This window comes from Phaeocystidibacter luteus (genome assembly GCF_008933115.1).
Classification (GTDB): Bacteria; Bacteroidota; Bacteroidia; order Flavobacteriales; family Schleiferiaceae; genus Phaeocystidibacter; species Phaeocystidibacter luteus.
Map to the genome: position 1 here is coordinate 112,743 of NZ_WBVO01000004.1, position 20,811 is coordinate 133,553.

Sequence of the window (20,811 nt, forward strand, 5' to 3'; positions counted from 1 at the left end):
GATTAGTAGTAGTAGAACTTCTGAGCGTTCTCGTTATAAATTGGCAAGAACCAAGATACTCTTAATCCGTAATACAAATCGAGTTTGCTTCCCGTGTCAAACATACGAGTATCGTAGTTGTACTCACGGTTGTTGGAATTGAATCCTTGCATGAATTCAAATCCAACGGTGAAGTTTACGCTCCGCTGATTACCGGCGAAATGGTACCCGAGGTATTGTCGGGTCATGAATCCTTGGGTGTATCGATCGTATCCTCTCAGGTAGTCATCTTGAATCTGTGGGGTGTTCTCCTGTTGATTTCGAACGTCAATCCAGTGTGCGTTGTAGCCTAGTCCGACACCTAACATCACACCGCTGTTGGGGTTGTGGCCGAATTGATTGAATAGATAGGACACATCAACTGAGGCGTTCCAGCCTCTTTCCCGAAAGGTAACTGTGGCGTACTCGCCGTTTAGTGCAAGTATTTCCCCTGTGGAGGTGAGCAAGTCGCCAAACACGGCTTGTGGGTCTCTCAATTTATCTCCAAAATGATATCGGCCTCCAACTGAGAGGAACCAATTGGATTTCCATTTATACTGCACATCACCTCCAACACTAAAGTTGGGTAGAAAATGATCGCTGAAATCACCACCTTTCACATTGTACGAAGCGGAGATGTGGATGAGCCACCCCTGTACCGTGGAATCGCGAACATTTACCTGCGCGAAGGTGAGTGTGGAAAAGAGAATGGCAATAAGAAGTAGAGGTCTTCGCATGTTGCGAAATTAGTTTTTTAAACGATAAGGAACTTCACCTATGAAACGATGATTCTTAGCGCTTCGTTTGCTCTCTGTTCCTTACTTTTGATGTACTGCTAAAAACATACGCATGAAAGATATCCGAATGGTAGACCTGGTAACCCAATATGAGGGTATGCAGGAAGAAATTGACAACGCCGTTCTCAACGTTATACGTTCCAGCGCTTACATTAATGGTCCAGAGGTTAAATCCTTCCAATCTGAACTTGAAGATTACCTTCGAGTGAAGCACGTGATTCCATGTGCTAATGGAACAGATGCACTTCAAGTTGCCATGATGGGCCTCGGTTTGAAGCCCGGTGATGAAGTGATTACTGCAACCTTCACTTATGTCGCAACTGCAGAGGTCATCGCACTTCTTCAACTCACTCCCGTTTTAGTGGATGTTGATCCAGATACATTCTTAATCGATCTCGAAGCGGTTGAAGCTGCAATCACTGCAAAAACAAAGGCTATTGTCCCAGTTCATTTGTTCGGGCAAGTAGCGAATATGGAGGGCTTGATGGAAATTGCCAAAAAGCACAACCTCAAGGTAGTCGAAGATACAGCACAAGCTATTGGAGCGGAGTATTCTTTCTCCAATGGAGAAAAGGCCATGGCCGGAACCATCGGCGAAATTGGCTGTACCTCGTTCTTCCCTTCCAAGAACCTCGGTTGCATGGGTGATGGAGGTGCGATTTTTACAAATGACGACGATCTTGCTGCCAAGATGCGCATGATTGTGAATCACGGACAGAGCAAGCGCTATTACCACGATAGTATCGGGGTGAACTCAAGACTAGACAGTATTCAAGCAGCGATTCTTCGAATAAAGCTTCGTAGGCTCGACGATTACGGTAAGGCTAGACAGGCCGCTGCAGCATACTACGATAACGCCTTTGCGAATCATCCGAATTTGCAAACCCCAGTTCGCGCTGATAAGAGTACGCACGTATTCCATCAATACACTTTGAGATTGCTAAATGCAGATCGTGCAGGTTTACAAGCACATTTAGAAGAGAAGGGAATTCCATCCATGATATACTATCCTGTGGCATTGCATATGCAAACCGCTTATGCTGATGACAGATATCCTTCTGGACACTTTCCTATTACTGAAACATTGGTAGATGAAGTATTCTCCCTTCCAATGCACACTGAATTAACGAACGAACAACTCGAGTACATCACCTCTAGCGTGCTCGAATATCTAAACCAAGACTGATGAAAATTGCAATCGTAGGAACTGGCTATGTTGGACTTGTAACCGGAGCTTGCCTCAGTGAGGTGGGAATGGACGTTACTTGTATCGATGTAGATGAGAAGAAAATTGAAAACCTGAAGAAAGGTATTCTTCCTATCTACGAGCCTGGCTTGGAGGAAATCGTTGAAAGAAACTTTTCGAAAGGTCGTCTCAAGTTTAGCACAAACCTCGCCGAAAGCATCCAGGGTGCTGAAGCTGCATTTATTGCGGTAGGAACACCTCCGGGAGAGGATGGCTCCGCTGATTTGAAGTATGTTCTTCAAGTAGCGCAAGGCATCGGTGAGCACATGCAAGACTACATGGTTGTAGTTACGAAGTCTACCGTGCCAGTCGGTACCGCCGAAAAGGTGCGCGCACAGCTGAAATCAGCGCTTGAATCTCGCGGAAGCGATTTGACGTTTGACGTCGCCTCAAATCCAGAGTTCCTCAAGGAAGGTGCTGCAGTTGACGATTTCATGAAGCCTGACCGAATCGTAGTGGGTGTTGAAAGCGACCGCTCTCGTGAAACGATGGAGCGCTTGTACAGACCATTCACGTTGAACGGTCACCCTGTAATCATCATGGATATTCCATCGGCAGAGATGACCAAATATGCAGCGAATGCCATGCTTGCAACGAAGATTAGCTTCATGAACGATGTGGCTAACCTATGCGAAATCATGGGAGCTGACGTGAACGCGGTTCGACGTGGAATCGGAAGCGATCCGAGAATCGGAAACAAGTTTATCTATCCAGGGATTGGCTACGGAGGTAGCTGTTTCCCGAAGGACGTTAAGGCGCTCATTCGAACCGCTCGTGAGAATGGCCACGAAATGAGAATCCTTCAGTCGGTAGAAGACGTGAACGAATCGCAGAAAGAAGTGATGTTCACCAAGCTGAAGAAGCACTTTGGTGATCTAAGTGGAAAGCATTTCGCCATGTGGGGTTTGAGCTTCAAGCCTCAAACGGACGATATGCGCGAGGCACCAAGTTTGGTGATTATCGACCAAATTTTGAAGGCGGGAGGCACCGTTTGTGCCTACGATCCAGTAGCAATGGAAGAAGCGCAACACCTGCACCTAGGTGACAAGATTCGCTACGCCGAAAACGAATACGACGCATTGAAAGATGCCGATGCACTTCTATTAGTTACGGAGTGGGCCGAGTTCCGAGTTCCAGATTGGAGCAAAGTAAAATCGAGCTTAAACAATGCGGTTGTCTTCGATGGTCGTAACTTATATGACCGCGTTCGTTTGCGCGAACTAGGATTTGACTACTACGGAATCGGAATTCAATAAGAAAGTATGGGACGCGTATTAATTACCGGCGCAGCAGGGTTTCTAGGTTCACACCTGTGTGATCGCTTCTTGGCCGAAGGTCACGAAGTAATTGGAATGGACAACCTGATTACAGGAGATCTCAAGAATCTCGAACACCTCTTCAAAGAGGAGCGATTCGAATTCTATCACCACGATGTCTCTAAGTTCATTCACGTGCCAGGAGACCTAGATTACATCCTTCACTTCGCCTCTCCGGCGTCTCCCATTGATTACCTAAAGATTCCAATTCAGACCCTCAAAGTGGGGTCTCTCGGTACACATAATTGTCTCGGTTTAGCTCGAGCAAAGAATGCCAGAATTCTGGTTGCCAGTACAAGCGAGATTTACGGAGATCCTCACGTACACCCTCAAACCGAAGACTATTGGGGCAATGTGAATCCGGTTGGTCCACGCGGAGTGTACGACGAAGCCAAGCGCTTCCAAGAAGCGATGACCATGGCCTATCACACATACCACGGATTGGAAACACGTATCGTCCGTATTTTTAACACATACGGACCTCGTATGCGCCTGAATGATGGGCGGGTTCTACCTGCATTTATCGGACAAGCGCTACGTGGCGAAGACCTCACAGTGTTTGGCGATGGTTCGCAAACGAGAAGTTTCTGCTACGTAGACGATCTAGTAGAAGGTATCTACAGATTGTTGATGAGCGATTGTGCAGACCCTGTCAACGTGGGTAACCCAGATGAAATTACTATCGGCGATTTCGCAGAAGAAATCATCAAGCTGACGGGTACAGACCAAAAAGTGATTTACAAGGATCTTCCGAAAGACGACCCTACACAACGTCGTCCGGATATTACCAAGGCTCGCGAGATTCTTGGATGGGAGCCTAAAGTAAGCAGAGCAGAGGGCTTGAAGATTACCTATGAGTACTTCAAAAGCCTGCCTGAAGAAGAGCTTTATAAGAAGGAGCACAAGGATTTCACCGATTATTCCAGAAAGTGATGAGCAAGGTTCTAGTTACAGGCGGATTGGGTTACATCGGTAGCCATACAGTGGTTGAACTCACAAATGCGGGCTTCACCCCGGTTGTGCTAGACGATTTGAGTTGCTCCGACCTTGAAGTGAAGGGGCGCATTGAGAAGATTCTCGGCTCACCTATCATCTTTGAAGAAGTGGATATGTGCGATAAGTTGGCCTTAGCCGACGTGTTCGACCGCCATCCTGAAATTACTGGAGTGATTCACTTTGCCGCTTTTCTACTCGTGAATGAAAGCGTTGACCTTCCATTAAAGTACTATCGCAACAACCTCTTTTCGACCATCAATTTGCTTGAGCTGATGAGCGAGAAGAAGGTTAAGTCGCTTGTATTTAGTTCATCTTGTACGGTTTATGGAATCCCTGACAAGCTTCCTGTAGACGAAAATGCGTCTATCAAACCTGCCGAATCTCCGTATGGCAATACGAAGAAGATGGGCGAAGACATCATTCGAGATGCTGCTTTAGCTCATGACTTGAAGTGTATTTCACTTCGATATTTCAATCCTATCGGAGCACATGATTCAGGTATCATCGGCGAGTTTCAGGATGGCGAACCACATCATCTCGTGCCTTACATTACAGAAACGGCTATTGGCAAACGCTCAGAGTTAAAGGTGTTTGGCGGTGATTATGACACGCGAGATGGAACGTGTGTTCGCGATTACATTCACGTGGTTGATATCGCAAGAGCTCACGTAAATGCAATCGAGCAAGCCATGAAGACTGATGCCTTGAATTACGATGTCATCAATCTTGGCTCTGGCAACGGCTCTACCGTTTTGGAAATGATACACGCCTTCCAAAATGCAACTGGAATTGACATTCCGCATAGCATTGTAGCAAGACGTGAAGGGGATGTGCCAGCCGTATATGCCGATATTACTAAAGCAAAAAAGGTGCTCGGTTGGGAACCTCAATTGAGCTTAGAGACCATGCTCGCTTCCGCTTGGCAGTTTGAGCAAAGTTTGACTTCATGAAAGAATTTAGACCGCAACAAGCTGCCTCGAGACCTATATTCCTTATCACATTTAGCGTTCTCGGAGTGATTTACACGGGATGGTTCGTGTACTCTTATTTCATCCTAGAACAGCCCGTTAATTGGTACAGCGTAGTATTTGTCTTAGGGGCAATCTTCTTCCTGTGGTATTCTAGACTCACCCAATCTTACTATCTGAAGATTGATGGAGAGAACTTGGAGTGGAAGATGAATAGAAAAGAACCTGTGAAAGTTTCATCAAAACAGGTAACCTTGGTAGCCGAGCATACCTATACCGTGGATTTTCTCGTTGCGGATAACTGGATTGAACTTCCTCTTGACCATTTCGGTAAATTTGGTAAGAAGAACGAAGTCGTTTTGGCCATCAAAGAATGGTGTGCAGAGCAGAAGATTGAATTTGAACAACCTCAAGGATCATGAAAAGTATTCTCATTACAGGCGGAGCCGGGTTCATCGGATCACACGTAGTTCGCCGCTTCGTGAAACGATACCCAGATTATCATATCGTCAACTTAGACGCGCTCACGTATGCCGGTAATCTAGAGAACCTGAAAGACATTGAGAATCGCCCCAATTACCATTTTGTAAAGGCCGATATCAACGATGCAAATGCACTCAGAGATGTGTTTGAAAAGCATCGTCCAGAAGGAGTGATCCACCTCGCGGCAGAAAGCCATGTGGACAGATCGATAACGGACCCTCTTGCCTTCGTCAAAACGAATGTGATTGGAACCGTAAATCTTCTCAATGCTGCGCGTGAGCTTTGGGGCGAGAATCTCGACAACAAACGCTTCTACCATATTTCAACCGACGAAGTCTACGGCACTTTAGGTGAAACGGGGCTTTTCATGGAAACAACGGCCTACGATCCTAACTCGCCCTATTCGGCCTCCAAAGCGAGTTCCGACCACTTCGTAAGAGCTTATGGTGAAACTTATGACCTTCCATACGTTGTAACCAACTGTTCCAACAACTACGGACCGAATCACTTCCCTGAGAAGCTCATTCCACTCTTCATCAATAACATTGTTAATATGAAGCCTTTGCCCGTTTATGGCGATGGGAATTACACCCGCGATTGGCTTTATGTAATTGATCACGCACGCGCTATCGACCTAGTTTTCCACGAGGGCGTGACCGGCGAAACCTACAACATCGGAGGATTCAACGAGTGGAAGAATATAGATCTGGTAAAAGTTCTCTGTAAGCAGATGGACGAAAAGCTTGGTCGCGAAGTGGGAACCAGCGAAGGACTGATCACCTACGTAAAAGACCGTCCGGGTCACGATCGTCGATATGCCATCGATGCTACCAAGATCAACGAGGAACTCGGTTGGGAGCCTAGCGTTACATTCGAGGAAGGTTTGAAAGAAACCATCGATTGGTACATGGATAACCAAGAGTGGCTCGACAATGTAACGAGTGGCGATTACGCCAAGTATTACGCTGATCAATACGGCGAGTAATGGACGCACTTTACGTTCGCGCACTGCACATCATCTTTGTGGTTACCTGGTTTGCAGGGCTCTTTTACATGCCCCGATTGTTTGTCTATGCCGCAGAAGCAAACGAGCGTAAGGATGAGGCTGGTCGAATTCTCATAGGTCAGTACGCCATCATGAAAAAGCGCCTTTGGTTCGGAATTACCTGGCCAAGTGCGATTCTAACACTCATCTTCGGATTGTGGATGCTTGATACCATCGGATGGTATATCCAAACGTGGCTATGGGTGAAGTTGGGATTCTTGGTTGGGCTGTATGCGTACCATTTGAGCTTGCATTACATCTTCAAGCTACAAGCTAAAGGCGACTTCAGATATAGCGGCAATCAAATGCGAATTTGGAATGAAGTAGCGACCATATTCCTTGTAGCTATCATATTCCTGGTAGAATTGAGAAGTGCGTTAGATATGGCCTGGGGGCTACTCGGTTTGTTCGGCTTCATCATTTTGCTCATGCTCGCTATCCGAAGTTACAAGCGCATTCGGATGAAGAAGCAAGGGTAAATTCCAATTCGACTCCATCCATTCGGCTACCTGTTGCGAATGCTCGCCGACTACCGCCGAGGTTACATTTCGACCTTTAGATAGGGTGTACCGTATAATCAATCTGGAACTCGATGCAGTGGACAGTTTTTTGTCGTGCGTGATTTCAAGATCCATTATTTCGAAGAAAACCATGGGACGATTGACGCCGCGCAGTACATAAGTTGTTCCCTTGGTGGTGACGGTGGTGTCTAGTTCATGGAATTGCCTTCTATCAGCAAGCTTATCAATCAAATCTGAGGGCGTTCCACTATACCACAAAACCAAGGAAGCGTCTTGGGTGAGAGTGCCGCTGTTTGGTCCGTAATAAACAAGGGTATCCATTTTTTGGGCAGAAACGCTCAGCGCAAAGCCGAAGAATAGAAGAAAGTAGGTAGTTTTCATGACTCCTTGAAAATCAAAGACTAGGCCACAAGTTCTATTCCTTCCAAACACCCATTTTGCCAGCCTGATAGTCGGCTACAGCCTGATTTATTTCATCATAGGTGTTCATCACAAAGGGACCATGTGCCGCAATAGGCTCGTTGAACGGTTCTCCATGACCGTAGAGAATTAAGGCATCTTCAGACGCAGACACGTCTATATCTCCATCTTCGATATTGAACTCTACGATGTTTCGCATTTCAACTTCGGCACCATTGACATTCACCTTACCGCGAACCACATAAAATAGCACTTGGTGATTACCTGGAGCTGGAAGGTGAACCTGAGACTCCGAGTCCATTTCAAGCCATGTCATCGTCAAGTTAGTGATGGAAGAATACGGACCCTGACTACCATAAATTTCACCGCTGATCAGGTGAAGTTTTACACCATCGACAGGGTTGAGGTGAACCAGATCTTCGCTTTGCATTCCCGAATAGGCGGGAGGGGTCATTTTCAACTTGCTCGGTAAATTCAACCAAAGTTGTATGATTTCAATCGCTCCACCTTCGCGCAAGAATTCTTCAGATGATGTTTCGGAGTGAAGTAGACCACTACCAGCAGTCATCCACTGCACGCCACCCTCCGTAATTCTACTCTTGTATCCGGTAGTGTCTTCGTGTACGAGCTCCCCCTCAAGAATGTATGTCAACGTCTCAAACCCACGGTGGGGGTGCGGACCAAAAGGCAAGCCTCGGTTTCCTGGTCTAAAGATATCTGGACCATGATGATTCAAAAAAAGGAACGGATCTAACCACTCAACGTGTTGAGTAGGCATAGCTCTCCAAGTGCTCAAGCCAGGCATGTGTGCGGCTATTGCGGGATGGACTTTCTTAATGCTTCGCGTTGACATGTTCATTCGTTTAGTCAAATAGACACTTAGTACTGTGAAAAGTTCAATGCCCTTTTGGCGCTTGAACTCCAGCTGTAATCGACACAGGCAGAATATTCCTCAAAGGAACTTTTGGGCAAGAATACCGACCACTGTACGCGCAATAGGGATTGTAAGAACGATTGAAGTCAATGTAGATCGAATCTCCTTCCGGAATACGAAGGTCCAGATAACGACCTCCACCGTAACTCTTAAAGCCATTCGTCATATCTCCAAAAGGAAGGAATAAGTAATCCTCATACCCCTCTTTGGTCATCAATCTTTGACTTTGATAAACGGCGAGATCTAACGTTGTGTCTCCATGTGTAAAGCGAAGAATTGCATACTGACGATAAACGGGCTTTCTAGAAGTGGTTGTGGCCATTTCGAAAGGCACTGAGTCCGGTGTTAGAATCACTTCTGCCCACACCATCCATGTAGTGTCAATGGGGAAATACGGGTGCCCGTCAAAGTGTTCGAAGTCGTCCTTTTCCAAAGGTGACTCATCTGCATTGGCATAAGAGCTGTCAAGCTCGGCCTGAGCTTCTAACGCAAAGCGGATTCTATCATTGATGTCATCTGGCTGCGCCAAAAGCGGAGTGCTGAGGATAAGGAGTGCGAGAAACAGGCGAATCATAGCAAGTGGGTTTGCTCGAAGATACATCCTTAAAGTAGAAGAGGCGAGAATCTGAAAGACCCCGCCTCTTCAAGAAAAGCTACACACTGTTAGAACACAACCTCAACAGAGCCGATGTTAGGGTAGTTTGGTCGGTAGGTTATACCTATTAATGTGCCCGAAACTACATTGAGTTCGAGGCGCGGGTACGGCTCCGATGGGTAAGGCGTGCAGTCAATGTAAACGGCATCGCAGCAGTCTAAGCGATCCGAAATAAGTTCATAATCTCCTGGTGCAAACGCTACTCCTGCATCAAAATCGATGCTGCCATCGGTACCTATGATGACCGTCATTCGTGTATGCGTCCCGTTATTTACGGTGGTCACAGTATGAGTTCCCGCGTGCGGCGTGATTAGGGAAACATCTGGCCCAGGAGTGTAGGTGAGGGAAACCTGTCCGTTGGCATCACTCAAGATGAGCTGAATGGTCTGACCTTCTACCTGAACGATCAAGTCGTACGTGCCATTGTCGTAAAACACGTTTACCTCATTGGCATTTTCCTCACAGTTAGTGATGTCATCCGCCTCGAAAATAAAGTCGTTGGCATCGGAATGAATCGTTGTTTTGCCAGCGGCGGTGAAGTTCACTTCGTAGATCGAGCCGGAAGTAAAACTCGTCCCCGGACCACCAGTGATAGCGCCAGCAGTGAGAGAAGCTGTTCCTTCCAAATCCGTAAAAATGCTCACGCACTCGGCGGGAAGTTGACTCGTATTGTTGTCGTCATCGGGATCTTCATCCGTACAACTGCTCAGAAGAGCTAGTGAAGCGAATAGGGCTAAAAAATACTTACTGAGGGTAAAAACATTGGCTTTCATCATCATCAAAATTGATTCTCAACAAAGAAAAATGATGAATCAGAGCGCCGCCATACGGCAGATGTCGTATTTAGAATCTGTCGCGCAACCGTGTCATTCTCTTTTCATAGAGATGATACAGAAGAACGGAAAGTCCGTACGTAAAGGCGATAAAGATGATAAACTGGAGACCCGAGTTCAGTTCTACAATGGAACTCTTGCGAATAATGATGTTGAGCACCAGTGTGAAATGCAAGAGATACATGGAATATGACAATATGCTTGTCCAGGTGAAAAATCCCGCAAATGGCAATCGGGTATTTTTCCATTCGGATAGAAGGGGCAAGAGAAGCAGAGTTCCGACAGATATCAATGAAAACGAATAGACGGCCATGTACTCATTGATGTCACGCATAAACTGGAAATAGAGCCAGCGATGTGAAACGAGCAAGACTATACCCAGGGCGAAGAATAGCGTCCGATTCTTTTTCCAGAGTTGGACAGTGTAGGACGCTAACCAGGCGCCAATCACGCCGAACATTATGCTGTCCAGACGTGTGAGCACCGTTTTTCGAATGTTCAGATCCCATGTGTGCAGGCTGATATCTTCGACAGTAATGAGGTGGTACCACATATATCTCGACCATGTGGATATGGCAATGACCAGGGCTGCTATGATGAGTACCGACCATCTTGGAGAAAGCCTAAACAATGCTACGGAGAGCCATAGGAAGATTGGAATCAGTAGGTAAAACCATTCCTCGACAGATAAACTCCATGCTTCTTGAAAGAATGGAGGATGAGGAGAGGTGAAGTTCTGTGTGAAGGTGAAGAAATGCCAGATTCCCGACCAATCCTTGCGGCCCATGTAGAAATAATACACGAGGATAATGAGTAGGACAAGGAAGTAGTTCGGCAGGGTTCTGAACCATCTTCGCTTCCAGAAATTGAAGAGTGATTTGGCACTTGTATTTCCACTTTCGAGCGTGCGAATGAGAATCTTTCCTATCAGAAATCCGCTTAAGACAAAGAAGATTGAAACACCGTCGAGTGAAATGGTACGAATAAAGGTGCCCGCGGTAGAGTCTCCTAGAAGTGCCGAACCGTGCGCGAGAATCACGAATAGAATTGCCAGTGCACGGAGCACATCAAGACCAAATACTCTGCCTTTATCCAAAATCATCAATTGATTTTGGGAAGATAGTCAGACTCCGCGATTCTACACAGCTTTGCTGAAAACGCCTTCACGCATAACGGCCATTCCGGGGTCGAAAGCGGCACAGACTACTCGAACAATGGCCTTGCCTTTGGCGGTTACTTTCAGGCCACGCGAATCGATGGTAATGAGTCCGTCAGTTACGAAACTGAAGAGTTTCTTCTGAAGATCTGAGTCCATTTGCATTGCCTTGAGTAAATCACGTTCCTTCAATCGGAAGTAGCAGCTCAGTTTCAAAATTCGCTCGCGAACTTCAATTTGATCGTGGCTCATGAGGTGACCTTTGAATATGGGCAGTTCACCTGCTTCTATGCGCGCCGCCCAATCTTCAACCACCTTTTCATTTTGCCAATAGGCGCCAAATGCATCGGAAATTGAGGACACGCCTAGTCCAAGCTGAAGCGTTTCACGATCGTGCGTGTAGCCCATGAAGTTTCGGTGTAGGTGACGCTCTTCTCTAGCTTCGAAAAGTTCATCGCCAGGCAATACGAAGTGATCCATGCCCACATCGACGTAGCCCGCTTTATTGAGCATGTCACAGCCCAGTTGATAAAGAGCCGTTTTTTCATTCGGCTTGGGCAAATCGTTTTCGTCGTATGCACGCTGACTCTTACTTACCCAAGGCACGTGGGCATAGCTATAGAAAGCGATACGCTCGGGCAACATCTTCGTCACTTCGGTAAAGGTGTTGTCCAATCCCTCAATCGTTTGGAATGGCAAGCCGTAGATGAGGTCGAAATTGATGCTGTTGTATCCGATCGCCCGCGCATCGTCAACGCACTGCCTTACTTGCTCAACCGATTGCCAACGGTGGATGGCTTTTTGAACTTTTGGGTCGAAATCTTGAATTCCCAGGCTCATTCTCCGGAAGCCTAGATTGTAGAGCGCTTCGAGGTGCTCACGCTTGGTGTTGGCAGGGTGTCCTTCAAAACTAAATGCAAAATCGTCGGACTTTGTTTGTCCATCCAGCACCTGCTCCAGCATGGACGTCAGGTTTTCTGGATTGAAGAAAGTTGGGGTTCCGCCCCCAAGGTGGATACCTGAGATCTTGAAATCGATTCCTTTAAGTAGGTTGAGGTACATCTTCCACTCGCTAACGATATTGTCGATGTAGGGCTGTTCAACCTTATGGTTTTTAGTGATGCGCTTGTTACATCCGCAGTAGGTGCACAGTGCTTCGCAAAAGGGGAGGTGAAAATAGAGGCTCAGTTCGCCCTTCCGTTCTACTTCATCTACAAAGCGAGATAACGCCAGTTGTGTGTTGAATCCTTCTACATTCCAGTGGGGTACGGGAGGGTAGCTCGTATATCTAGGAACGGCTAGGTTGTACTTTTCCGAAGCGCGTGACATGGTGCTTTAGTTTCTGTGTAGAGCAAATGTCAGCACCTTTAAGAAGGCAAAAAATGCGATTTGTCAGGTTTTGGACGCTTAATGCGAGCGCTTTGCGATTTTTTGCTGATTTGCACTGAGAGGATGTGTGCTAGCGCGAGTGTTCGCCGCACTGCGCGCATGAATCACGGAGATCAAGTATTCCCGATTGGCAATGCTTTCGGGAATCGTCACTTTTTCTCCTCTGTTGTTCTCTAAGACGATAGATTCGCTGAAGAACTTCTTGTTCTCTTTGATTAAACCCTTAAGCTGCATTGAACGATTATCAAGTATTCCGTAGCTAGTCACCTCATGTTGTGTAATCGTCACTCTCGCAACTACGGAAAGTCCGAAAAGCCACAGGCCCAACAGAGAAATACCAAAGAACATAACTGTGTAAATCCAGATGCGCTCTGGAGAACTTTGGAGGTACAATCCTAAAAAGCCCATCAGTAGAAGGAATATTCCGAGGTACTTGGTCAAAGGACTTACCCGATATACCTGTTCAGCCGGATTCTCATTCCTTTGGTCGAATAGTCGTCGATCTTGTCGTTTTGCAATCGCATTGAGAGTAAAGACAAATACGGCCGTTAATCCAAAGCGAAGGACTTGCCACACCCACTCCGGTAACTCCATTACAGAACTCTTGCCGCCATCAATCCATCTCTTACCGGAAGTAGTACATTTTCAACCCTGTCATCTTCCGTAATGTATCGGTTGAGTTCGCGTAGGGTTTCTGTATCCTCGTCCGTGGCCTTCGGATCCACGATTTTACCGCTCCAAAGTACATTGTCGCAAAGGATAAGTCCGCCCGGATTCATGTTCTCAATCACGAGTTCGTAGTACTTGAGGTAATTGGATTTATCGGCATCGATAAATACCAAATCCCACTTGTCGGCAAGTGTAGGAATGATTTCCAATGCATTGCCAATATGCTGAATAATCTGATTTCCCTTTGGGTGTTGGTCGAACCACTTGCGCGCAAAATCTTCCAGCTCTTCATTTATGTCAATCGTGTGAAGTACTCCGTCTTTAGGCAGTCCTTCTGCCATGCAAAGCGCAGAATAGCCGGTATACGTACCAATTTCAAGTACTTTTTTAGGACGATGAAGATGGGAGAGAAGGGAGAGAACTCGACCTTGAAGATGTCCGCTCAACATTCGGGGTACCATGACCTTTGCGTGAGTTTCTCTGTTGAGTTTCGCGAGGAGTTCGCTTTCGGGACTCGTATGCTCGTGAACGTAATTGTCGATATCTTGTGGGAGGAATTCCATACCTATGGGTTTTCAACGAAGGTAAATATCTGCATCCACATCTCCACCTCTAATGAAGCTCTCGCTATCCAGGTTCAACGCGTTATTCATCACAGCACTTGCCCTCGTGGTGATTGAATCGGTCTTATTCGGTTCTCAGGCCTTTGCCCTGGCCATGTTCCTCTCTGAAGATGTAAGTACCGATGTACTGTTGATGCTCGCCAAGGATAATCTCTTCGTCTTTGTGCATTGGTATGCATTAGTGGTGATCAATCGAAACTTGAAGACTATTCGACGATCGGGTGCGGATGTCGTATCGATCTCCGAAGTGCAAAAGGTCATTCTCGTTATAGTACTTGCTTTGTTGCTCTACGCAGATGGTACTAGATTGATTCAATTATTCGTCCTGGTAACCGTTGATTTCCAGCGTGACTTTGCTCCTGCGATGGATGAAGAAAACTTTATTTTGATTCTGCTATCGCTTTCATTGTATTTCACGAATGCAATTCTTCTCTTCTATGGCGTTTCAAAATTGTTGCTTTCGAGCTTTATCAAGACAACCATCAGAAGGAATAGTGAAGTAGTTACCTTAGATGGATAGGCACATAATCCCCTCGTACATGAAATTCTCATTTCCTTTCGCCGTAATTCTCGCTTTTGGATTCTCTATCACAACATATGCTCAGGATCAAACCTTGGCTTCAATGTCGGATTGCGATTCATTTGTGGACAGCACTATGCACATGTTTTATGTCGGCGACTTCGAGAAGCTGGGTTCAGCCATGGCTCCATATTGGCCGGTGGAGGAAACCGTTCAGAATGAGGTGATGGCCAAGGGGCATGATGCGTTTGAGTTTTTCAAGGCGACGTATGGAGGACCGTTCGAAATCGTCAAAGGCAAGACCTCGGTAATTGAAGGTTTGGGAATCCGCTACACCATGTACCTAAAGTTCGAAACCCACGCCTTGCGGGTGTACTACTATTTCTACGAAGGGGTGAATGGGTACTTCCTAAACTCCTACGGTTTCGATGTAAACTGGAAAGAAGACTTTTAGCGAGCCTTGTACACAAGGGTGCTGAGTTGGTCGGGATCAAAAGCCTCATTGGCCACACGAAGAATGGCATCCGAAGTCACCGATTCGATTCGCTCTGCAATCTCTTCGAAGGTGTCAATCTTGTTATAGTGGAGCAAGGTTCTACCTTGGCCAATCATGGAGCTGGCGTTGTTCTCTTGTGACAAGGCAATTTGGCCAAGCAATTGCTGCTTTGCTTTCTTAAGCTGAACTACACCTAGTTTTTTCTCCCGAAGTAAACGCAGCTCTCGGTGGATTAGCCTGAGACTTCGATCAATGGTTCCTTTGTCTGTTCCCACATACACCCCAAATGTGCCCGTATCGGTATATGGCGTATAAAAGGATTCGATGTTGTATGCAAAACCGTACTTCTCACGGATGTTGAGGTTTAGTCTTGAGTTCATACCAGGACCACCAAGCAGGTTGTTCAAGAGAATCATGGCGCTTAGGTCGGCATGATGCAGGCCATATCCACGATTGCCAATGATGGCATGCGTCTGATACGTTTCCTTGTTCTCGAACTGATACGTGGTCTTGTATTCATTGATCGGGCGACGATGGTAGCGTGGGTCACCGGTAGGCAAATCGCTCGCGTACTTGTCGATCCACTTCTTGACATCCGCAAAGTCGAATCTACCAACAATGCTGAACACCATTCGCTCTGGTGAATAGTGTTTTTGCATCCAATCCATCAATCTCGAACGGTCTATTTCGGCGAGGCTTTCCGGCGTGCCCAAAATATTTCGTCCAATGGGATGCCCGGAGAACAGGAGATCTTCGAAATCATCAAAAATGAGTTCGCTTGGAGAATCGAGATAAGACGAAATTTCGTCGTTGATTACATCGCGCTCCTTGTTCACCTCCTTTTCAGGCATGACAGACTGGAAAGCAATTTCGAAGAGTAGTTCAATGGCTCTTGGCAAATGGCGTTCGAGCACGGAGGCGTGGAGAATAGTTTCCTCCTTACCCGTATATGCGTTGAGCTCGCCACCTACATCTTCGAGTCGGCTGAGAATGTGATATGCCTTGCGTTTCTTCGTCCCTTTAAACAACACATGCTCAATAAAGTGAGCCATGCCCTGTTCATTATCATTCTCATCACGCGACCCCACATTAATAATCAAACCACAGTGCGCAACAGGGCTATCCACATATCTGTGAACCACGCGCAAACCATTGGGTAGAGTTAATATTTGGTGTGGGGTTTCCATTGGGGGGCGAAAGTACGAAAAGGATTGCCGGCCCGCCAGTTGGCGGGGGATTAAGGTGCTGCGCACAAGACTAGCTGCGCTAGTAAGGCTCACTTTGTTCGCAAGGCGCTTCGCGCAAGGCAGCGTAGCTGCAAGGACTAGCGGGGCTAGTAAGGCTCACTTCGTTCGCAAGGTGCTGCGCACAAGACTAGCTGCGCTAGTAAGGCTCACTTTGTTCGCAAGGCGCTTCGCGCAAGGCAGCGGGGCTGCAAGGACTAGCTGCGCTAGTAAGACTCACTTCGTTCGTAAGGGTGAAACGTCAGTAAACGGAAGTAAACGTTTATTCTACGACTATTAAGCCACTGAATCATTTTTTTGTTAAGATGAAATCGGATTTAAAAGTGTTGGTCCATGTTCAATTGGAAATGACTCATGAGCATTGCATACTACTACGTAAGAAGGACATTCGATGTGATCTTGCACATCAATTAGAAAAGGCAAGTAGAAGCATCTCGAACAACTACCATGAAGGGTTTGCGACAAGATTTACTGGTGAGAAACTCAAGTTCTTTGATTACGCTAAGCGGTCAGCAGCTGAAGTCAGAGGAATGTTGAAAGAGCGGAAGTATTATTCTGCTGTGAGTTCTCAAGAGATTCAAGAGTTAGATTCCATTTTGAAAGAAATCGACACTCAGTTTATTAAGCTTATCAGCTTTTTTAAAAAGAGAAAGGGTCAAGTGTAACTCAACCCTTTCACTATTCTATTCTCCTGTGTGAAGTGCTTTCAACGCGTTTCGACTCGCAGCACATTGTGTAAATCGCACTTGCCTTCCCGACGAGTCTTGCACGGAGCGCCTTATCACCGGAGGTGATTCTTGCGAGCATCGCGAGCCTTAACAGCAAAGCTGTTCTTGTGAACGAAGTGAACCTTGCGCGCAGCTAGTCCTTCCGGCCCCGCTGCTGCCTTGCGCAACGCGCCTTACTCACGCAGTGAGTCTTACTAGCTCTGCTAGTCTTATGCGAAGCATCATACTACCTCCGGTAGTCTTTGCGCCCTGCGCCTTAATCTTTCAGATTCTCTCCCAACCACCTAAAAAACTCACTATGCCACACCATACCATTCTGCGGGTTCAACACCCAATGGCCTTCGTTAGGGAAGTAGAGGAAGCGCGATTCTACGCCCTGAAGTTGGGCGGCGTTGAATGCCTCCATGCCCTGGTTTTCCGGTACACGGAAGTCCTTTCCACCATGGATTACGAGAATAGGCGTGTCCCAATTCTGTACAAACTTGGCGGGATTGTATTGCGTGTAGCTGAGCGGCTGAGGCGATTGCCAATACGGTCCGCCTAGGTCCCAATTTGCGAAGAATAGTTCCTCAGTGGAGCCATACCAGCTTTCCATATTGAAGAGTCCACAGTGACTGATGAATGCGCTAAAGCGACCTTCGTGAATTCCAGCCAACATGTAAACGCTGTAGCCTCCATAGCTGGCTCCTACTGCACCGAGATTCTCGGTATCCACGTATGGTTCTTTGGCAACATCATCAATTGCAGCGAGGTAGTCGCGCATGGCTTGTCCACCCCAATCGCCGGAAATCTGCTCGTTCCATTCTGAACCGAAGCCTTGAACACCGCGACGGTTAGGAGCTACTACAATATAGCCTTGGGCCGCCATCACCTGGAAGTTCCAGCGGTAGCTGTAAAATTGACTCACCGGACTTTGTGGTCCGCCTTGGCAATAAAGAAGCGTTGGGTACTTCTTGGTTTCATCGAAGTCTGGCGGGTAAATCACCCAAGTGAGCATTTCCTTACCGTCACTGGTTTCTACCATGCGCTTTTCAATTCGGCTGAGGTCGGTGAGGTTGTAAATGCCGTCGTTTACATGGGTGAGCTGTCGAACCTCTTCGTCTTCTTCAAGGATGAAGATCTCAGTAGCATGGTTCATATCCTGACGCTCCGCAAATACGAGGTCATCCATTGCATGGAATCCATTGTAGTTGTAATCACCAGAAGTGAGGAACTCCATTTCGTAGCTGATGCGCTCGTCTTTTTTGATTCGGCCTAACTCAATTTCCGCAAGCTGTTGCGTAGCCATGGTTGGAACGTTTACAACCAACTCATCATCTTCAACCCACTGGAAGTCATTGATGTACTCTACTTGTAAATCGTCGGCTTCACCGAGTATAGAAGTGAAGTTCTTAGCAATATCGTAAATCGCCAAGCGGTTCTCATCCGACTCGTAGCCGTCGTGAGCCATAGAGGTGAATGCGAGGTATTTGTTGTTAGGTGAGAACTGTGGATGCGTGTCGTATCCCATTTGGCCTGGGACGTTCATAGTTTCACCTGTTTCAACATTATAAAGACGAATAACGCTGTTCGTTGAAACGGCAAAATCTTTACCTACAGCTTCTTTAGTGCTATAAGCGATGTACTTGCCATCCGTACTCATCGTGAAGCTTTCACTTCCACTAAAAGGTGGAATCGGGCACTCGAACTGCGAGCCTTTCATCAAATGTGTGTAATCCGTTCCTTCGGATTCAATCATCTTCTCGCCGGAAAGGTCGAGGGAGCCAAATGCGGGATGATTCACATATTCGTCGCTCCAGTGATCCCAGTGGCGATACATCAAATCGTCTATAATTCTGAAATCGGCCTGCTTGAGCGCTGGGTACTTGTCTTCCGAAGTTTCGAAAACCTTCTCGCGAACACTGAAGAGAAGCTTCCAGCTTCCATCCTTCATCTTCATTGGCTTGAAGTTACCTGAACCCTCAGGCAGGTTGGTGAGCTTTTCAGGTGTGCCTCCAACTTCGGTGATCCAATATTGGCCGTCCTTTGCGTAGCCGATATGAGTTTCATCAAAGAAAACGGCAGCTCCTTCGCTACCTGGAAGGTCTATGACGAGACGTGGCTCGTCCGATTCTACGTTGTAGATGTACAAGTCACGTTCGCTAGAGTTCTCCTCTAAATTGTATCGAGTAACTCCATAGAGAACGAGGTTTCCGTCTTCCGATACATCTTCCATCGACACTCTTCCGAGTGACCAAAGAAGGTCTGGAGTCATAATCTGAGATTGAGCCGAGGAGGTAAGCATTGCTCCCGTTGCCATAATTGATAGGATTATCTTCTTCATGAGCGATTCTTTTTGCGAACCGTGAAGATAAGGCATTCGCGGGTTAAAGTCGGCGGGCCACGAAGCTCTTTACACGCTTGGTCTTTCTTCCTTCAATTTCCTCTTCTAACGCAACCTCTTGTGCTTGAGGTGAATCGAGGACCTCATCCAAAGAGCGCACAATCCCCAGCGGGATGCGGTGATCTCCACAGGCTTTGTTGAGCTCTTCGCTGTTCCATTGTTTGGTCGCCTTCGATAGCTCCTCAATGAGTGCTGAACGGTTGGTTACGCGGTCAACATTCGAACGGAATCGCAAGTCACTTGCCAAGGTGGAAAGGTTGAGTAGTTCCGTGAATTTTTGAAATTGCGCATGGCTTCCAATTGCGGGCACTGCCCACTTTCCATCCTTTGTGGGAAGCAAATCGCCATAAGGAGCAATATTCGGATGAGCCGTTCCCATCGCCTTGGCCACGTGATTGTTCATCCAATAGTTTGTGGCTTGATTGGCCAATGCCGATAGCGAGGCCTCTTCTAAACTCACAGCCCAATGACTACCTGTTCCGTGCTTTTCCCGTTCGAGTAGAGCGAGAAGAATGGCCTCCTTGAGCTGGTGTGCAGCGATGACGTCAATCATGGCGACAGGTAGTTTTGAAGGCAACTGATTCGGCTGGCCCGTCATGCTTATCCAACCCGTTTCGGCTTGAAGAACGACGTCAAAAGCCGGACGGTTTATGTCGCTAGAGAAGCCGGAGATCTTCCCCCAAATGAGGCGTGGGAATTTCGACTTGAGCGAGTCGGTTGTCAGTCCAAACACTTTCTCATCTTCAGGCTTGAAGTTGGTGAGAAGGACGTCGGCATCACTCAAAAGCGATTGAAGAGAATCGATTCCTTCGGAAGACTTGAGATCGAGGACATCGTATGATTTCTGGGCGTTTATCGCAGCAAAATATGCCGAAATAGAAGAGGTGGAATCTTCGTTTGCGAGTCGCCATCCTCTCGTCACATCGCCTTTCGGAGGTTCGTATTTGACAACTGTAGCGCCAAGCTCGGCGAGGAATCTACCCACTTCCGGACCCGCAAGAACGGTAGCTAGTTCAACTACTTTGAGTCCAGTTAGGGGTTTCATTAATCGAGTCTTTCAGCCGTAAAATCGGCTACTACTTCCATAATGGTGCGGAAGGCAACGGTTTTATCCTTGAATCGTTTTTGGTGCTCAGCTTGCAAACCTTCGGCGTACATCTCCTGATAGATGTGGAAAGACTCCATGTCTTTAAGTCGGTATTGAATCGAGTAGGTTGTTCCCTGTTCCTCATCAACGAGAAGCCTAGAGAAGGTAGCGCCTACAAAGAGACCGGTTTGAAGAACATCCGGAATGTGATTGTCCTTCATCCAACGAAGCCAATCTTCGAGCGCGTTGTCGTCTACATTTACAGTGACATTATAGAGTAGCAT

General features: G+C 46.9%; 23 protein-coding genes. 10 read left to right on the plus strand and 13 right to left on the minus strand.

Annotation, left to right across the window (positions count from 1 at the left end):
- Positions 1–2: 2 nt before the first annotated feature.
- The gene (locus F8C67_RS06955) at positions 3–755 is read right to left on the minus strand and encodes a hypothetical protein (RefSeq protein ID WP_151667107.1); all 753 of its coding nucleotides are present in this window, start codon (positions 753–755) and stop codon (positions 3–5) included.
- Positions 756–867: 112 nt separating this feature from the next.
- Between F8C67_RS06955 and F8C67_RS06960 the strand changes: the two genes are divergently transcribed.
- From F8C67_RS06960 to F8C67_RS06990, 7 genes are read left to right on the plus strand one after another with little or no spacing between them, the layout of a single operon-like run.
- Positions 868–2,001 (plus strand): DegT/DnrJ/EryC1/StrS family aminotransferase, encoded by a 1,134-nt coding sequence (locus tag F8C67_RS06960; RefSeq protein WP_151667108.1) that lies wholly within the window; start codon positions 868–870, stop codon positions 1,999–2,001.
- Positions 2,001–3,317 (plus strand): UDP-glucose dehydrogenase family protein, encoded by a 1,317-nt coding sequence (locus tag F8C67_RS06965; RefSeq protein ID WP_151667109.1) that lies wholly within the window; start codon positions 2,001–2,003, stop codon positions 3,315–3,317. The genes F8C67_RS06960 and F8C67_RS06965 overlap by 1 nt, the downstream gene beginning before the upstream one ends.
- Positions 3,318–3,323: 6 nt before the next feature.
- On the plus strand, positions 3,324–4,310 hold the full coding sequence (locus F8C67_RS06970; protein ID WP_151667110.1) for a UDP-glucuronic acid decarboxylase family protein: 987 nt from the start codon (positions 3,324–3,326) through the stop codon (positions 4,308–4,310).
- On the plus strand, positions 4,310–5,323 hold the full coding sequence (gene galE / locus F8C67_RS06975; protein ID WP_151667111.1) for a UDP-glucose 4-epimerase GalE: 1,014 nt from the start codon (positions 4,310–4,312) through the stop codon (positions 5,321–5,323). Before F8C67_RS06970 ends, galE begins: the two co-directional genes overlap by 1 nt.
- Positions 5,320–5,763 (plus strand): hypothetical protein, encoded by a 444-nt coding sequence (locus tag F8C67_RS06980; protein ID WP_151667112.1) that lies wholly within the window; start codon positions 5,320–5,322, stop codon positions 5,761–5,763. Before galE ends, F8C67_RS06980 begins: the two co-directional genes overlap by 4 nt.
- Positions 5,760–6,809 (plus strand): dTDP-glucose 4,6-dehydratase, encoded by a 1,050-nt coding sequence (rfbB, locus tag F8C67_RS06985; protein WP_151667113.1) that lies wholly within the window; start codon positions 5,760–5,762, stop codon positions 6,807–6,809. Before F8C67_RS06980 ends, rfbB begins: the two co-directional genes overlap by 4 nt.
- Positions 6,809–7,348: a CopD family protein gene (locus F8C67_RS06990; protein ID WP_151667114.1), complete on the plus strand. Its 540-nt coding sequence runs from the start codon at positions 6,809–6,811 to the stop codon at positions 7,346–7,348. Before rfbB ends, F8C67_RS06990 begins: the two co-directional genes overlap by 1 nt.
- Here F8C67_RS06990 and F8C67_RS06995 read toward each other — a convergent pair.
- The 8 genes from F8C67_RS06995 to F8C67_RS07030 form a co-directional block, all read right to left on the minus strand.
- Positions 7,265–7,771 carry a hypothetical protein gene (locus F8C67_RS06995; RefSeq protein ID WP_151667115.1) on the minus strand — a complete coding sequence of 169 codons (507 nt, stop codon included), beginning with the start codon at positions 7,769–7,771 and terminating at the stop codon, positions 7,265–7,267. The genes F8C67_RS06990 and F8C67_RS06995 overlap by 84 nt on opposite strands.
- 34 nt (positions 7,772–7,805) lie before the next feature.
- Positions 7,806–8,663, minus strand: coding sequence for a pirin family protein (locus F8C67_RS07000; protein ID WP_151667116.1), 858 nt, complete (start codon positions 8,661–8,663; stop codon positions 7,806–7,808).
- A 43-nt stretch (positions 8,664–8,706) separates the two neighbouring features.
- On the minus strand, positions 8,707–9,318 hold the full coding sequence (locus F8C67_RS07005) for a DUF1684 domain-containing protein (protein WP_151667117.1): 612 nt from the start codon (positions 9,316–9,318) through the stop codon (positions 8,707–8,709).
- Positions 9,319–9,407: 89 nt separating this feature from the next.
- Positions 9,408–10,172: a hypothetical protein gene (locus tag F8C67_RS07010; RefSeq protein WP_151667118.1), complete on the minus strand. Its 765-nt coding sequence runs from the start codon at positions 10,170–10,172 to the stop codon at positions 9,408–9,410.
- A gap of 70 nt (positions 10,173–10,242) precedes the next feature.
- The gene (locus F8C67_RS07015; RefSeq protein WP_151667119.1) at positions 10,243–11,334 is read right to left on the minus strand and encodes an acyltransferase family protein; all 1,092 of its coding nucleotides are present in this window, start codon (positions 11,332–11,334) and stop codon (positions 10,243–10,245) included.
- A 36-nt stretch (positions 11,335–11,370) separates the two neighbouring features.
- On the minus strand, positions 11,371–12,717 hold the full coding sequence (hemN, locus tag F8C67_RS07020; RefSeq protein ID WP_151667120.1) for an oxygen-independent coproporphyrinogen III oxidase: 1,347 nt from the start codon (positions 12,715–12,717) through the stop codon (positions 11,371–11,373).
- A gap of 78 nt (positions 12,718–12,795) precedes the next feature.
- Positions 12,796–13,371 (minus strand): hypothetical protein, encoded by a 576-nt coding sequence (locus F8C67_RS07025; RefSeq protein WP_151667121.1) that lies wholly within the window; start codon positions 13,369–13,371, stop codon positions 12,796–12,798.
- Positions 13,371–14,009 (minus strand): O-methyltransferase, encoded by a 639-nt coding sequence (locus tag F8C67_RS07030; RefSeq protein WP_151667122.1) that lies wholly within the window; start codon positions 14,007–14,009, stop codon positions 13,371–13,373. Before F8C67_RS07030 ends, F8C67_RS07025 begins: the two co-directional genes overlap by 1 nt.
- A 52-nt stretch (positions 14,010–14,061) precedes the next feature.
- On the opposite strand from F8C67_RS07030, the gene F8C67_RS07035 reads away from it, so the two are divergent.
- Both F8C67_RS07035 and F8C67_RS07040 read left to right on the plus strand, forming a co-directional pair.
- Positions 14,062–14,589 (plus strand): hypothetical protein, encoded by a 528-nt coding sequence (locus F8C67_RS07035; protein ID WP_151667123.1) that lies wholly within the window; start codon positions 14,062–14,064, stop codon positions 14,587–14,589.
- 19 nt (positions 14,590–14,608) lie between these two features.
- A complete protein-coding gene (locus F8C67_RS07040; protein WP_151667124.1) occupies positions 14,609–15,043 on the plus strand; it encodes a hypothetical protein in 435 nt (144 codons plus the stop codon).
- On the opposite strand, the gene F8C67_RS07045 is transcribed toward F8C67_RS07040, so the two are convergent.
- On the minus strand, positions 15,040–16,272 hold the full coding sequence (locus F8C67_RS07045) for a M16 family metallopeptidase (protein ID WP_151667125.1): 1,233 nt from the start codon (positions 16,270–16,272) through the stop codon (positions 15,040–15,042). The genes F8C67_RS07040 and F8C67_RS07045 overlap by 4 nt on opposite strands.
- A 362-nt stretch (positions 16,273–16,634) precedes the next feature.
- Between F8C67_RS07045 and F8C67_RS07050 the strand changes: the two genes are divergently transcribed.
- Positions 16,635–16,994, plus strand: a complete 360-nt coding sequence (locus F8C67_RS07050; protein ID WP_151667126.1) for a four helix bundle protein — start codon at positions 16,635–16,637, stop codon at positions 16,992–16,994.
- Between the two features lie 319 nt (positions 16,995–17,313).
- On the opposite strand, the gene F8C67_RS07055 is transcribed toward F8C67_RS07050, so the two are convergent.
- From F8C67_RS07055 to F8C67_RS07065, 3 genes are read right to left on the minus strand one after another with little or no spacing between them, the layout of a single operon-like run.
- Entirely contained in the window at positions 17,314–19,380 is a 2,067-nt protein-coding gene (locus F8C67_RS07055) for an alpha/beta hydrolase family protein (protein ID WP_151667127.1), read from the minus strand.
- Between the two features lie 43 nt (positions 19,381–19,423).
- Entirely contained in the window at positions 19,424–20,485 is a 1,062-nt protein-coding gene (locus F8C67_RS07060) for a CaiB/BaiF CoA transferase family protein (RefSeq protein WP_151667128.1), read from the minus strand.
- Positions 20,485–20,811: a DUF4286 family protein gene (locus tag F8C67_RS07065; RefSeq protein ID WP_151667129.1), complete on the minus strand. Its 327-nt coding sequence runs from the start codon at positions 20,809–20,811 to the stop codon at positions 20,485–20,487. The genes F8C67_RS07060 and F8C67_RS07065 overlap by 1 nt, the downstream gene beginning before the upstream one ends.

Bases quoted from the DNA above. Each gene is read 5' to 3' on its own strand.
- F8C67_RS07025 (WP_151667121.1), bottom strand. From the start codon at position 13,371: ATGGAGTTACCGGAGTGGGTGTGGCAAGTCCTTCGCTTTGGATTAACG.
- F8C67_RS07010 (WP_151667118.1), bottom strand. From the start codon at position 10,172: ATGAAAGCCAATGTTTTTACCCTCAGTAAGTATTTTTTAGCCCTATTC.
- F8C67_RS07060 (WP_151667128.1), bottom strand. From the start codon at position 20,485: ATGAAACCCCTAACTGGACTCAAAGTAGTTGAACTAGCTACCGTTCTT.
- F8C67_RS07050 (WP_151667126.1), top strand. From the start codon at position 16,635: ATGAAATCGGATTTAAAAGTGTTGGTCCATGTTCAATTGGAAATGACT.
- F8C67_RS07015 (WP_151667119.1), bottom strand. From the start codon at position 11,334: ATGATTTTGGATAAAGGCAGAGTATTTGGTCTTGATGTGCTCCGTGCA.
- F8C67_RS07055 (WP_151667127.1), bottom strand. From the start codon at position 19,380: ATGAAGAAGATAATCCTATCAATTATGGCAACGGGAGCAATGCTTACC.
- galE (WP_151667111.1), top strand. From the start codon at position 4,310: ATGAGCAAGGTTCTAGTTACAGGCGGATTGGGTTACATCGGTAGCCAT.
- F8C67_RS06990 (WP_151667114.1), top strand. From the start codon at position 6,809: ATGGACGCACTTTACGTTCGCGCACTGCACATCATCTTTGTGGTTACC.
- F8C67_RS07065 (WP_151667129.1), bottom strand. From the start codon at position 20,811: ATGCTACTCTATAATGTCACTGTAAATGTAGACGACAACGCGCTCGAA.
- F8C67_RS06980 (WP_151667112.1), top strand. From the start codon at position 5,320: ATGAAAGAATTTAGACCGCAACAAGCTGCCTCGAGACCTATATTCCTT.
- hemN (WP_151667120.1), bottom strand. From the start codon at position 12,717: ATGTCACGCGCTTCGGAAAAGTACAACCTAGCCGTTCCTAGATATACG.
- F8C67_RS07030 (WP_151667122.1), bottom strand. From the start codon at position 14,009: ATGGAATTCCTCCCACAAGATATCGACAATTACGTTCACGAGCATACG.
- F8C67_RS06955 (WP_151667107.1), bottom strand. From the start codon at position 755: ATGCGAAGACCTCTACTTCTTATTGCCATTCTCTTTTCCACACTCACC.
- F8C67_RS06995 (WP_151667115.1), bottom strand. From the start codon at position 7,771: ATGAAAACTACCTACTTTCTTCTATTCTTCGGCTTTGCGCTGAGCGTT.
- F8C67_RS06960 (WP_151667108.1), top strand. From the start codon at position 868: ATGAAAGATATCCGAATGGTAGACCTGGTAACCCAATATGAGGGTATG.
- rfbB (WP_151667113.1), top strand. From the start codon at position 5,760: ATGAAAAGTATTCTCATTACAGGCGGAGCCGGGTTCATCGGATCACAC.
- F8C67_RS07005 (WP_151667117.1), bottom strand. From the start codon at position 9,318: ATGATTCGCCTGTTTCTCGCACTCCTTATCCTCAGCACTCCGCTTTTG.
- F8C67_RS07040 (WP_151667124.1), top strand. From the start codon at position 14,609: ATGAAATTCTCATTTCCTTTCGCCGTAATTCTCGCTTTTGGATTCTCT.
- F8C67_RS07000 (WP_151667116.1), bottom strand. From the start codon at position 8,663: ATGTCAACGCGAAGCATTAAGAAAGTCCATCCCGCAATAGCCGCACAC.
- F8C67_RS06970 (WP_151667110.1), top strand. From the start codon at position 3,324: ATGGGACGCGTATTAATTACCGGCGCAGCAGGGTTTCTAGGTTCACAC.
- F8C67_RS06965 (WP_151667109.1), top strand. From the start codon at position 2,001: ATGAAAATTGCAATCGTAGGAACTGGCTATGTTGGACTTGTAACCGGA.
- F8C67_RS07035 (WP_151667123.1), top strand. From the start codon at position 14,062: ATGAAGCTCTCGCTATCCAGGTTCAACGCGTTATTCATCACAGCACTT.
- F8C67_RS07045 (WP_151667125.1), bottom strand. From the start codon at position 16,272: ATGGAAACCCCACACCAAATATTAACTCTACCCAATGGTTTGCGCGTG.